General features: G+C 56.6%; 11 protein-coding genes. All 11 read right to left on the minus strand.

Annotated features, from left to right (window positions below; all coding sequences use genetic code 11):
- Positions 1 to 17: 17 nt before the first annotated feature.
- Positions 18 to 1,616, minus strand: a complete 1,599-nt coding sequence (gene nusA, locus QMZ18_RS02600) for a transcription termination factor NusA (RefSeq protein ID WP_282604668.1) — start codon at positions 1,614 to 1,616, stop codon at positions 18 to 20.
- 104 nt (positions 1,617 to 1,720) lie between these two features.
- A complete protein-coding gene (gene rimP, locus QMZ18_RS02605; RefSeq protein WP_322097163.1) occupies positions 1,721 to 2,230 on the minus strand; it encodes a ribosome maturation factor RimP in 510 nt (169 codons plus the stop codon).
- Between the two features lie 338 nt (positions 2,231 to 2,568).
- Complete coding sequence (gene trmB, locus QMZ18_RS02610) at positions 2,569 to 3,303, minus strand: tRNA (guanosine(46)-N7)-methyltransferase TrmB (RefSeq protein ID WP_282605584.1); 735 nt, start codon at positions 3,301 to 3,303, stop codon at positions 2,569 to 2,571.
- 146 nt (positions 3,304 to 3,449) lie between these two features.
- A complete protein-coding gene (metK, locus tag QMZ18_RS02615) occupies positions 3,450 to 4,622 on the minus strand; it encodes a methionine adenosyltransferase (protein WP_282604670.1) in 1,173 nt (390 codons plus the stop codon).
- Between the two features lie 291 nt (positions 4,623 to 4,913).
- The gene (locus tag QMZ18_RS02620) at positions 4,914 to 5,375 is read right to left on the minus strand and encodes a helix-turn-helix domain-containing protein (protein WP_282604671.1); all 462 of its coding nucleotides are present in this window, start codon (positions 5,373 to 5,375) and stop codon (positions 4,914 to 4,916) included.
- Positions 5,376 to 5,493: 118 nt separating this feature from the next.
- The gene (lnt, locus tag QMZ18_RS02625; RefSeq protein ID WP_282604672.1) at positions 5,494 to 7,092 is read right to left on the minus strand and encodes an apolipoprotein N-acyltransferase; all 1,599 of its coding nucleotides are present in this window, start codon (positions 7,090 to 7,092) and stop codon (positions 5,494 to 5,496) included.
- Positions 7,085 to 8,020, minus strand: coding sequence for a hemolysin family protein (locus QMZ18_RS02630; protein ID WP_282604673.1), 936 nt, complete (start codon positions 8,018 to 8,020; stop codon positions 7,085 to 7,087). Before QMZ18_RS02630 ends, lnt begins: the two co-directional genes overlap by 8 nt.
- Positions 8,017 to 8,610: an rRNA maturation RNase YbeY gene (ybeY, locus tag QMZ18_RS02635; protein ID WP_282604674.1), complete on the minus strand. Its 594-nt coding sequence runs from the start codon at positions 8,608 to 8,610 to the stop codon at positions 8,017 to 8,019. Before ybeY ends, QMZ18_RS02630 begins: the two co-directional genes overlap by 4 nt.
- Before the next feature lie 277 nt (positions 8,611 to 8,887).
- A complete protein-coding gene (locus tag QMZ18_RS02640) occupies positions 8,888 to 9,910 on the minus strand; it encodes a PhoH family protein (RefSeq protein WP_282604675.1) in 1,023 nt (340 codons plus the stop codon).
- A complete protein-coding gene (gene miaB / locus QMZ18_RS02645) occupies positions 9,907 to 11,370 on the minus strand; it encodes a tRNA (N6-isopentenyl adenosine(37)-C2)-methylthiotransferase MiaB (RefSeq protein ID WP_322097120.1) in 1,464 nt (487 codons plus the stop codon). The genes QMZ18_RS02640 and miaB overlap by 4 nt, the downstream gene beginning before the upstream one ends.
- An 81-nt stretch (positions 11,371 to 11,451) precedes the next feature.
- Positions 11,452 to 12,429, minus strand: coding sequence for a 1-acyl-sn-glycerol-3-phosphate acyltransferase (locus tag QMZ18_RS02650; protein ID WP_282604677.1), 978 nt, complete (start codon positions 12,427 to 12,429; stop codon positions 11,452 to 11,454).

The following is a 12,429-nucleotide window of genomic DNA, read 5'->3' on the forward strand; positions in this document are numbered from 1 at the left end:
CTCACCACTGCCTGCGCTCAGGCTTCGGGCTGGGGCTCGGACTGAGCCTCCGCCTCGGCGCCTGACTGGGATTCCGCAGCGGACACATCGGCGGCATTCGGTGTTGAAGTATCGTCATCATCGAACCAATGCGCACGGGCGGCCATGATGATGTCGTTTGCTTCCTCAAGGCTCGGGGCCAGATCACCGAGCATCTCAACCAGTTCATCGCTGGCCAGATCACCGAGGTCGTCGAGGGTTTTGATTTCCGCTTCACCGAGCTTGATCAGCATCGCAGGTGTGATTCCGGTAATGGCGGCGATGGCATCGTCGACCCCCAATTCGCGCCGGCCTTCTTCGAACTGCCGGTTCTGCTCTTCGAGGAAACCCCTGGCGCGAGCGCGCAGTTCCTCTGCGACATCTTCATCAAAGCCCTCGATCGAGGCCAATTCCGCGATCGGAACGAAGCCAACCTGCTCGATGGCCTGAAATCCTTCAGCCACAAGCAGGTGCGCGATAACGTCATCAACGTCGAGCGCGTCGATGAACATCTGGGAGCGCTGTTTGATTTCTTCCTGCCGGCGCCGGGACTCTTCCTCCTCGGTCATGATGTCGATATCCCAGCCACTCAAAATCGACGCGAGGCGTACATTCTGACCGCGCCGGCCGATCGCGAGCGAGAGCTGCTCATCGGGCACCACAACTTCAATACGGCCCTGTTCTTCGTCCAAGACCACCTTTGAGACCTCAGCAGGTGCCAGAGCATTGACCACAAAGGTCGCCGTGTCGGGCGACCAGGGAATAATGTCGATTTTCTCGCCCTGCAGCTCGCTGACCACAGCCTGAACGCGGCTGCCCCGCATACCGACACAGGCACCGACCGGATCGATCGAGGAATCGTTCGAGATGACTGCAATCTTGGCCCGGCTGCCCGGATCACGGGCGACCGCCTTGATCTCGATGATGCCGTCATAAATCTCAGGCACTTCCTGCGAGAAGAGCTTCGCCATGAACTGCGGGTGGCTACGAGAAACGAAAATCTGCGGGCCTCGCTGTTCTTCACGAACGTCGTAGATGTAAGCCCGGACCCGGTCGCCGGTGCGGAAAGATTCACGCGGCAGGGTTTCATCGCGCCGCATCATGGCTTCTGCACGGCCCAAATCGACCGTGACATTGCCGAACTCGTTCCGCTTGACGATGCCGTTGATCACCTCGCCGACACGGTCCTGGTATTCCTTGAACTGCCGCGAACGCTCGGCTTCACGCACCTTTTGAACAATCACCTGCTTGGCGGTCTGCGCGGCAATCCGGCCCAAATCGATCGGCGGAAGATCTTCGATGATGAACTCGCCCAACTCGATCCCGGGCTGGCGCATCTGTGCGTCCTTGAGGATCATCTGAGTCTGCTCGTTCTCTATCTCTTCGACAGCTTCCACAAAGCGCCGCAAGTGGACTTCACCGGTCTTGCGATCGATTTCGGCGCGGATGTCGTGCTCGTGACCGTACTTGGCCCGCCCTGCTTTTGAGATCGCCTGCTCCATCGCCTCGAGAACCTCGTCCCGTTCGATAGATTTCTCTCGTGCGACCGCATCAGCAACTTGCAAAAGCTCGGTCTTATACAGAACGTTCGTTTCCATGATCACTCGTTTCCTGATTCCATCATCACCGCCATCTGGCTTCCATCAGATAAGGTGCTTGTCGGCAAAGAGCCAGACCCTGCATCCCCACCGCTTTCAGCGGACTATTGAGTTTCCTGATGTGCGGCAATCAATTCGTCGGTCAGCACCAATTTCGCCTTAGCGATATCATCGAATGGCAAAACCACCTCTTCGCCATCCACGGTCAACTTCACATTCTCTCCGTCGACGCCGAGTAGGCGGCCGGAAAACCGACGGCGGCCATCACGTAGCATCGAGGTCTCGACTTTCGCTTCAAATCCGGCAAAGCGGTCAAAATCCGCGAGACGCGTCAAAGGCCGGTCCAACCCGGGAGAGCTGACTTCGAGTTCATAGGCTCCAGAGATCGGATCCTCGACATCCAGGATCGCTGCAGATGCCCGGCTGATATCCGCGCAATCCTCAACGGTCATTGCCGCCCCATCGACACGTTCGGCCATGATCTGCAGGACAATCCGCCGGTCGCCACCTAGGCGCACACGGACAATGTCGTAATCCATGGACTCGATCATAGGCGCGATCAGTTCCTCGACCCGCGCCGCCAGGCCCTCACTGGTCTTGGCACGTCTGATCACCGCCTTTTCAGAGGCTTCGTTCAACCACAGAACTCCATAACGAGAACATCTAATAAAAAAGTGGGCCGGAGGCCCACCTGTTCGGTAGCCCGATACAGCCAACTCGATCAGACCGCATCAAACTCATATAACGGCGGCAATCTAACGCTGGAAGCGGCTGTACCGCAAGATTTTTCTGAAGCGGCTACACGCCGCCGTCACAGCCGGAAACCCTGCTGCAGCCGGGCTGTCGTTATGCAGCGCCCTTAATCACATCCACAGCGCAAATACCTGCGGTTAAGTATTGCCGGTGCTGGAGGTGGAAAGGGCGAAGAACAGTGCAAGTTTTTCCCAAAACATCAATGACTTCGCCGGCAGCGACGGAACTTCAGATAGGCAGGTTTCCGGCCCGCCTCGATCGCCTTGCGCTCATAGCGGGTCTGCGGCCAATCCTCCGTCCGCACCCGCCAGTCCTGCGGGCCACGCGCCGTCCAGACGAAATCGTCGCGGCGCATCAGATACTCAAGCATCCAGTTCAGATAGCCAGGATCGTCCGTACCCAGACGAAGTTCCGCGCCATCAGCCATTACGCGTGCCAATTCGTCGAGCGTTTCATCCTGCACCAAACGCCGTTTGTTGTGACGGGATTTTGGCCAGGGGTCGGGAAACAGGATGAATACGCGAGTTAGCGACGCATCCGGTAACTTCGGCAGGAGATCTCGGACATCGCCTTCGTAAACACGTAAATTTTTCAGCTGCCTGTCGTCGATATGGCGCAGCAGGCTGGCAATACCGTTGAAAAAGTATTCTGCGCCAATAAAGCCAACCTCGGGATGGTGCTCAGCCTGCCACGCCAGATGCTCGCCGCCACCGAATCCGATTTCCAGCCAAAACTCTGCATTGGGTGCCGCAGCGAATGTGGCTTCGCCACTGAAGAGTTCCCTCGGGTCCACGTCCGGAACCGTCCCCTCGGTCAGTTCGATCCGAACCTTTGGTAACAGGGTCTCGACCAGATTTCGCAGCTTCGCCCTTAAAGGGCGTCCGTGACGGCGTCCGTAAAAATGACGTGCCGCCGTGTCTGGCGATTTTGACATCATTCAGAATCCAGCGCCGCACAAACAGCTTCGCGCGGTCGGTGCATACAAAACAAAGGCCCGATAACTTCAGCCTAAAGAAGGGGGGGGGCGGGTCCAGTCCAGGATCAAGCGAACGATCAGACCCTTGCCGTGCCCGCAGTATCTTAAGCGCCGAAGGCTGCCTTCAGGCTGGCTGCCAGATCCGTCCGCTCCCACGAAAAACCGCCATCGGGATCAGGTGCTCGCCCGAAATGGCCATAAGCAGCGGTCCGAGCATAGATTGGCTTGTTGAGACCAAGGTGCTGGCGGATTCCGCGTGGCGACAGGTCCATGTTCTGATTCAACAGGTCGGGCAGGCGTGTATCGTCGACCTTCGCGGTGCCATGGGTGTTCACATAGACCGACAGCGGCTTTGCGACACCAATAGCGTAGGACAGCTGGATCGTGCAGCGCTCTGCCAGTTCTGCCGCGACAACATTCTTGGCGAGATAACGTGCCGCATACGCTGCCGAACGATCGACTTTGGTCGGATCCTTGCCGGAGAATGCGCCACCGCCATGCGGGGCTGCACCACCATAGGTATCAACAATGATCTTGCGTCCGGTGAGTCCGGCATCGCCATCCGGACCGCCTATGACAAAGCGACCAGTCGGGTTTACGTAGAATTCGTGCTCGTCGCACATCCAGCCTTCCGGCAAAACGTTGACGACGTGAGGGCGGACGATTTCACGAACCGCATCCTGATCGAGATCTCCAGCATGCTGTGTCGAAACCACGACGGAAGTCGCCCGCACCGGCTTGCCCTCGCGATACTCCAGAGTTACCTGACTCTTCGCGTCGGGACCAAGTCCGGGCTCGGCGCCGGAGTGCCTGGCTTCGGCCAACGAACGCAGGATGTTGTGGGCGAAGAAGATCGGAGCCGGCATCAGGCTCTCGGTCTCACGGCAGGCGTAACCGAACATAATGCCCTGGTCGCCCGCGCCTTCGTCCTTATTGCCCGCCGCATCGACACCAACCGCAATATCTACTGACTGCTCGTGAACGTAGTTATTGACGTCCATTGTCTTCCAATGAAAGCCGTCCTGCTCGTAACCGATATCCTTGACGGCGTGACGTGCGACCTGCTCAAGCAAGTCTGAATTAACCTCGGCAGGACCACGGACTTCCCCTGCCAACACGATCCTGTTGGTTGTTGAGAGGGTTTCAACCGCAACGCGCGCTTCAGGGTCATGCGTTAGGAATGTATCGACCACGGCATCCGAGATTCGGTCGCAGACCTTATCGGGATGACCTTCAGAGACTGATTCGCTGGTAAACAGAAAACTCTCGTCGCGCACTATTAGGTCCCCCATAAGCACTGGTTGCAATCCGATCCCGGATGGTCGGACTAACTTTTAGAATCCGTTCGCCAAGCAGCATCTTAAAGTGGCGAGCAATATGGCGCTTCTAGAAACAAAATGCGCGCGAAAGGTCAAGAACAAACGCGACCAGCTTGAAAGCTGATCGCGTTTTGCACCTAAAATCAACGTTATGTCCAAAAAAAACACATGGACTTAAGAGCTCTGCAGCTTCGCACGTAAAAGCAATAAAGTTACGCGGTCACGAGGCTCTTTGCCAACGGGCTCCGATCAGTCGCTCTCGGAAGCAGCACCCAGGGCTTTAGTCATCTCAAACAGACGCTTGCGAACCTGCGGATCCGATATTTTGTAATAGGCCCGGACCAGCTCCAAGGTCTCGCGCTTTGCCATCGGATCCGGCTCGTGGGTATACATCTCCTCGTCCGTAACACCCATATCGCGGATCTGCACCGGCGATTGCGCGGCAACCGTGTCGGGCATTTCGGCAAAAAAGTACCCGATCGAAACGTCTAGCACGCGCGACAAGTCATAAAGACGACTTGCGCCAACGCGGTTTGCGCCGCGCTCGTATTTTTGAACCTGCTGGAACGTCAAGCCGATCGCTTCGCCCAATTTTTCCTGGCTCATACCCAAAAGGGTACGGCGAAGCCGAATGCGGCTACCGACGTGTACATCGATAGGGTTTGGCTTGCCTTTTCCGCGCACCGGCTGCATTTCCTGAACGCCACTCATCGTCGCATTATCCTTAAGCTTATCCACCATTACTATGCTTACTTATAAGCATACCACTGTATGCGGTCAATGGCTTTTCGCGACTTTATGTCCGGTTAGTACCCAAGCTATTCAAGTTTTAGCTGAAATTTCTTAGCCCGAATCCGATAACAATGAACAGGAACAACTGTGTGATCAATTTCCAACCACTTGAAATTGAAACGATCTTTTGATCATCAACAGGCTTGGGAAGTGCGATATCGAGGATGCCCTCTGTTCCGAGTGCCATTTCTCCTAAAACCCGACCGTAACCGTCAATGACACCAGAGATTCCTGTGTTGGCCACTCGAATTACGGGAATGCCCTCCTCCACTGCACGCATGCGTGCAGTCGCGAAATGTTGCCTGGGGCCGGAAGAATCGCCGAACCAGGCATCATTGGTGACATTGAGCATCCAGCTCGGCCGGTGGTCAGGATCGACGACCTGACCAGGAAAGATAATTTCATAACAAATCAAAGGGCTTACAGGGGGAAGTCCAGGAAACGACAGTGTCGTCATACCAGGCCCCGAGGAAAAATCGCCGCGGCCAGCCGTCAGTTTTGAGAATGACAACAACCAGCGCAACGGCACATATTCGCCGAACGGAACCAGGTGGAATTTGTCATAGGTCTCTCTCGCCGTTCCAGTGGCGTCTAGGGCAATCAGACTGTTCCAAGTCAAACGCCCGCCTCCGACAGACCGCTCGGTCGACCCACTTCGGCCATCGCCGGCGCGTGGCGCCCCTGTCAACAGCAGGCCGTTCGCCGGCGATGCCGCTGCAACCAGGCTGCGCAGATCCGCATCTCTCGAATCGTTAGAAATCAGGTAGGGAATGGCGGTTTCCGGCCAGATGACATGTGTCACCGCCTCGAAACCGGGGCTGCGACTCAGGCGGATCAGATCGTCTAGGTGACCGCGCCTTAGGTCACGCTGCCATTTTCTGGATTGCTCGACGTTGGGTTGAACCAGCCGCAGCGTGACCCCCTCGACCACATGTGTTTCGGGGATCGGCGCTGAAGCAAGCCGAACCGCCCCGCCGGTCCAGGCGAGAGCCGGCAAAAGGAAAAACAAGCCAACGACCAAGCGCACCCGTATTTTTGGCTCGTCGCCTCCTGCCAGAGCCGCGGGCACACTGGCCGCCAAAAGGGTCAAGAACGACAGCCCCCAAACGCCGGTCAGGGCCGCCAACTGAAGCATTTCCGGCGAGAATGTCCAGACGCTTCCCATGAGGTTCCAAGGAAACCCGGTAAAAATCCAGGAGCGCAACCACTCCGACAAGACCCAGAAAACCGCCAGCGCAACCCCACGCGCAACGCCCCGCCAGCTAAGCTGAGCAACAGCGTAAATAGCCAGCGCCTGAAAGACGGCGAGCAATGCCGCCAGACCGGCAACGGCGAACGGCATAAGGAACCCGAACTGAGCGGCATCGACCAGGAAGGCGTAACCCACCCAATAGAGTCCGACGAGTCCGTGTCCGAAACCAAAACTCCACCCCAGGAACAACGCCTGCCGGGGCCGGCCAACGCCGTCCAGCAGCCAGAGCAGGCCGCAAAAAGCCGGAATCAAAAGTGGGATAAGATAGACAGGGGGTAAAGCGGCTGCACCCAATGCGCCGCAAACAGCAGCAGCCGCATGACGGCGCCAACCAGTCAACGCCGCAAGAAATCCGGCGCAGCGCCCCAGAAACGTTTCACTCATCCGCAGTTTCGGCCACTGTCCGCTCTGGAAGCTGACGAACGCGCAGCCGCTTCACGCGCCTCGGATCAGCTTCAAGAATTTCAAAACACACACCGCTCGACGGATGTACAATCAATTCACCACGCGTCGGTACCCGACCGGCCAGAGAGAACACGAGGCCGCCAAGTGTATCGATATCCTCTTCGCGCTCCTCGTCCGAAAGAATGGGTCCGACCATTTCTTCGAACTCTTCGACAGTTGCCCGCGCATCTGCGGCAAGCAAGCCGTCCGACCGCTCGACAAGTTTCGGACCTTCCTCGACGTCATGCTCGTCCTCGATCTCTCCAACGATCTCCTCCAGCAGATCCTCTGTGGTCAAAAGGCCGTCGATACCGCCGAATTCGTCGACTACAAGTGCCAGGTGAACGCGGGAGAGCCGCATTTCCAGCAATAGATCCAGGACGCGCATGGAAGGCGCCACGATCAGAACTTTGCGGACAATGTCGGCAAGATTAAAGGGCTTTTGCTCCCTGGTGTTTTCGAGCAGGTCCTTGATGTGAACGATTCCAACGACGTCATCGAGGGTTTCGCGAAACACCGGCAATCTTGAGTGTCCGGCACGGCTCATCACCTCTACCAGCTCTTTGATGGGCGTATTAATGTCGACAGCAACGATATCGGCCCGGGGAACCATGACATCGTAAGTCGTGAGGTGACGAAGTTTGAGGATGTTGCCCAGCATCATCCGCTCGTCGGTGCTGATTGGCGTCGAGGCTTCGCTCTCGTCCTCGTTTTCCTGGATCTCGACAATGATCTCTTCAATCGTTTCACGCAGCTGCGAATCGCCATTGCGTGATTTGAAAAGCGTCGAAAACCATTGCTTGAGCCCGCCAAACAAGGTGGGCACGGCAGTCCTGGTAGGCTTTTCGTTACCTGCCGCTTCACTCATCGCGTCGCCACCGTCTGTTCAAAATCGGTTTGAGCCGGGCCATCGGTTCCGATTTGATAGGGATTGCCGACTCCCAACGACGCCAGGATTGTTATCTCAAGCGCTTCCATTTCGTCGGCGTCTTCATCTGTCTCGTGGTCTAAGCCCAAAAGGTGAAGAACGCCGTGCACCACCAAATGGCTGATGTGATTTTTCACGTCCTTGGACTGCGCCGCTGCCTCTTTTATAAGGGTTTCGCGTGCAAGGATCACATCGCCCAGCAATACAGGTGTTTCCACCGGCACTGCATCTAAGTCCTCGAGCGCCGCAAAGGACAACACGTTCGTAGGTCTGTCAAAACCACGATAGTCTCTGTTCAGAGTCTGGATGTGTGCATCATCGACCAGCACAAGGCTGATCTCGACCGGGCAATTCCGGAAAACCGCCGGCGCGGCGGCGACAAACGCCGCCCTAACCGCCGGCAAGACAATAGCGTCGGAGGTCACCGCTTCGTCATCAGACGGAGGCAGATCAGGAAAGATTTCGCGCCACAGGGGATCGAGGACTGCGATCTCAACATGTAAGCTGGTACTATCAGGGTCGTCGTTCATCGTCTCAAGCGAACTGCCGTCACTTCCAAGCACCCGAAACGGTCGTGTTCCGAGGCACTCGTCCAGAGGGTACTCGTTCCCGATTGGCAAAATCTAGAACGAGAGCCGCCCTCGAACTTACTGAATGAGAAACTGATTTGCGTTTCAATTCGACCTGAAATGAAACGATCATGCCCCAGTCCCTTAACTCCAAAACGCTAGCACAGTAAAACCATCTTCTACGACGCACACCTGCAACCGCAAGACTACAGCCCGCTCTTCATACAATCCGATCTTGTCAAGAGCCTGAGGATTTGTCACGCGCTTCGTAGGCTTTTACGATCTTGGTCACAAGGTCATGCCGCACAATATCGGCGTTGGTAAACTCCACGAAGGACAATTCCTTCATGCTGCGCAATGTGTCGAAAGCATCCTGCAGCCCGGAAAGCTGACCGCGGGGGAGATCGACCTGCGAGAGATCTCCCGTAATAGCCATCCGGCCGTTCTCGCCCAGTCGGGTCAGGAACATTTTCATTTGAACCGGCGTCGTGTTCTGCGCCTCATCAAGAATAACGAAGGCATTGCTCAGAGTCCGGCCGCGCATGAACGCTAGTGGCGCGATTTCGATTTCTCCGCTTTCCAGGCGACCCGCGATCTGTTCTGCAGGCAACATATCATGCAGAGCATCGTAAAGAGGTCTCAGATAGGGATCGACCTTGTCACGCATATCACCGGGCAGGAACCCCAGACGTTCTCCGGCTTCGACCGCCGGACGCGAGAGGATAATACGTTCCACACGGCCAGTGATCAGCATCGAGGTGGCTACGGCAACCGCAAGATAGGTCTTGCCGGTACCCGCTGGCCCAAGGCCAAACACCAACTCATGATCATTTAGTGCAGCGATGTACCGGGCCTGCCCAGGAGAGCGCGGCGTCAACTTCCGGCGCCGTGTGACAATGGTCAGGTCATCGCCATGCATTGATTCGACGGCCGCTTTCTTGTCAGGTTCCTTCGGATCAGCCTGCACCAGTCGCGCGGCCGCATCCACTTCCCCTTCACCGACATCCATACCTTTGCGCAAACGTTCGTAGAGCGCCTTAACTGCCTCGCTCGCGCCTTTGACCTGCTCGGGAGGGCCTGAAATCGACAAGCGGTTCCCGCGTGACGCAACCCGTACGCCGAGCCGTTGTTCAAGGCGCACGAGATTTTGGTCATGCTCGCCGTAAAGCAACGGCAAAAGGGCGTTATCATCAAATTGAATAACAATCGGTCCGTCGGACTTCGTCACTTCGGAGCCTTCTCCCGAGGATGAAGCGCTCAAGTTCCAGCTCCCACCACTGACTGCACGACCTGATCCGAAGACCGGCCCACTTCAGCAGGTAATGTTGTATAGCTGCCGGTGACGACCGAGCCTTCGAGGCTGCGGGCATGGGCTTTTTCGATCCGAACCTCCACAATCTCGCCCAGTAAACGGCGATTAGCCTCGACAAACACCGATTGCATGAAGGGGCTCCGCCCCGACAGCTGGTTATTTCGCCGTCCGGCCTTCTCCAGAAGCACAGGCATAGTTTGTCCTACCGTCGACTGGTTAAAGGCAAGCTGCTGAGCGCCTAACAGACCTTGCAGAGTTTCCAAGCGTTCGCTCTTATCCGCTTCGTCGATCTGCTGTTCGATGGACTCAGCCGGAGTGCCCGGACGTGGGCTGTATTTGAACGAATAGGCCTGGGCGTAACCAATATCAGTCACCAGCCTCAAAGTTGCAGCAAAATCCTCGTCCCGCTCACCTGGAAACCCAACTATGAAATCAGACGAAAGGGCAATATTCGGGCAAGCCGCACGCAGCCTGTCAACAATCCGCCGATAGTCGTCAGCCGTATGCCGGCGATTCATGGCGTCCAAGATCCGGTCCGCACCGGACTGCACTGGCAAATGAAGATAAGGCATGACCTTAGGCTCTTCGCCATGTACAGCGATCAACTCGTCGTCCATGTCCCGCGGATGCGACGTGGTGTAGCGCAGCCTTTCCAAACCTTCTATCTCCGACAGGTATCGCAATAGCCGACCCAGGCCCCAGGTCGACGTTTCCTTTAGAGTGCTGCTTGCGGCAGGTGCGGTAGCAAAGCTGCGGATTGGCGCTTCACCGTGATAGGCATTCACGTTTTGACCCAATAGGGTGATTTCACGCGCGCCTGCAGATACCAACCGCTTGGCCTCGGCAAAGATGTCAGCCGCAGGGCGTGAGAATTCTGCGCCGCGAGTGTAGGGGACCACACAGAACGTGCAGAACTTGTCGCACCCTTCCTGAATCGAGAGGAATGCTGCCGAACCCTGAACAACGGAATCCTCCGGCAGAGAATCGAACTTTGATTCAAGCGGAAAGTCGATATCCAAAACGCCTCGGGACTTTTCATCGCGCAGCGTCCGCGTCACCAACTCGGGTAAGCGATGATAGGTCTGAGGACCGAACACCAGATCTACCTGGGGCGCGCGCCGTAAAATTTCGTCACCCTCTGCCTGGGCGACGCACCCGGCAACGGCCAAAATCATGCGGCCTCCGTCTTCGGCCTTTTCCTGCTTTATCTGCTTCAACCGGCCAAGTTCGGAAAAGACCTTTTCAGAGGCTTTCTCGCGAATGTGGCAGGTGTTCAGGATAATCATGTCGGCACCGTCGGGATGATCCGTCGGCGCATAGCCCAGGGGCGCCAGAACATCCGACATTCGCGTCGAATCGTAGACGTTCATCTGACAGCCGTAGGTTTTTATAAAAAGCTTTTTTGCCAATTTTGTTTCACCAAGAAGTCCGGTGCAGCTGGTCGGTCCAGCATTCATCCTGCCGTCGGCAGCCTGCCCGAAACGTTGTATTCATTCCTTCGCCGGATTTCCGGACGAATCCGGTTCCGGCAGTTCGGCGGCGGCAGATTGCTGCTCGGCGGCTTCCCGCTCCTCTTTCGAGCGTCCATCGACCAAACGTGCCAATTCCCGAGCCGCCGAAAGCTGTTCGATCCGGCGGCGCGGACGCCCGGAAAGAGCCGCTGCGACACCGATCGCGACCTGTCGATGACAATGATCGCTCATGGCCTTCCGAGAACTAAATTCAGCAAGTGTGACCGGAGGGTGGAAGTCCACCACTACGGTAACCCACCCCAAACCGACTGCGCGCCAAATATGGCTCGCCAACTCCATATCGCCATACCAAGCGAAGAACGGTCTTAGATAACGTCCCATTGGCACGCCGTCGAGTCTCGTATAGGCAAGCGATACAGGTTGTACCGTAATCGGCTGACCATCGAATTCTGTATTGGCGGCCGCGAAGAGTGCGGATTTGAAAGGTAGAACCCAGTTGCCGTCGTTCGAAGTCCCCTCGGGAAACAGAACCAGATCATCGCCGGCTTGAAGCCGCGTCGTCATTTCATCGCGGCCTTCGCCTGATTTATGCCGACGTCGCTCGACAAATACCGACCGCTGAAGTTTTGCCAGCCAGCCGAAAAACGGCCAGCTAGCCACCTCGGACTTCGCAATGAACGACGCAGGCAGCAATGATCCCAGGACCATTATGTCGATATATGAGGAATGATTGGAGACATAGAGAGTGGGATGCACTCGTGACTGTCGTCCGCGCCGCTCGACCCGAAAACCCAGAATCTTACAGCACTGCCGATGATACCATCGCGGCAGTCCACGCCGCAGTGTCGATCCCATGCGAATGGCAATGTATTGAATTGGTATAATCGCAAGTGTAAAGGTCACGTAGACCAGGATACGACCTAGTGAGCGAAGGAATGATCCCGGGTTGGGGTCCGTCGACTCGCGCCTCGGATCCATCAGATCGACGGAGTCCAT

Source organism: Pelagibius sp. Alg239-R121, from assembly GCF_947331435.1.
Classification (GTDB): domain Bacteria; phylum Pseudomonadota; class Alphaproteobacteria; order Kiloniellales; family Kiloniellaceae; genus Denitrobaculum.

Coding starts and splice junctions, on each gene's coding strand:
- nusA (WP_282604668.1), bottom strand. CDS start 1,616: ATGGAAACGAACGTTCTGTATAAGACCGAGCTTTTGCAAGTTGCTGAT.
- trmB (WP_282605584.1), bottom strand. CDS start 3,303: ATGTCAAAATCGCCAGACACGGCGGCACGTCATTTTTACGGACGCCGT.
- QMZ18_RS02620 (WP_282604671.1), bottom strand. CDS start 5,375: ATGAGTGGCGTTCAGGAAATGCAGCCGGTGCGCGGAAAAGGCAAGCCA.
- lnt (WP_282604672.1), bottom strand. CDS start 7,092: ATGAGTGAAACGTTTCTGGGGCGCTGCGCCGGATTTCTTGCGGCGTTG.
- QMZ18_RS02630 (WP_282604673.1), bottom strand. CDS start 8,020: ATGAGTGAAGCGGCAGGTAACGAAAAGCCTACCAGGACTGCCGTGCCC.
- ybeY (WP_282604674.1), bottom strand. CDS start 8,610: ATGAACGACGACCCTGATAGTACCAGCTTACATGTTGAGATCGCAGTC.
- QMZ18_RS02650 (WP_282604677.1), bottom strand. CDS start 12,429: ATGGACTCCGTCGATCTGATGGATCCGAGGCGCGAGTCGACGGACCCC.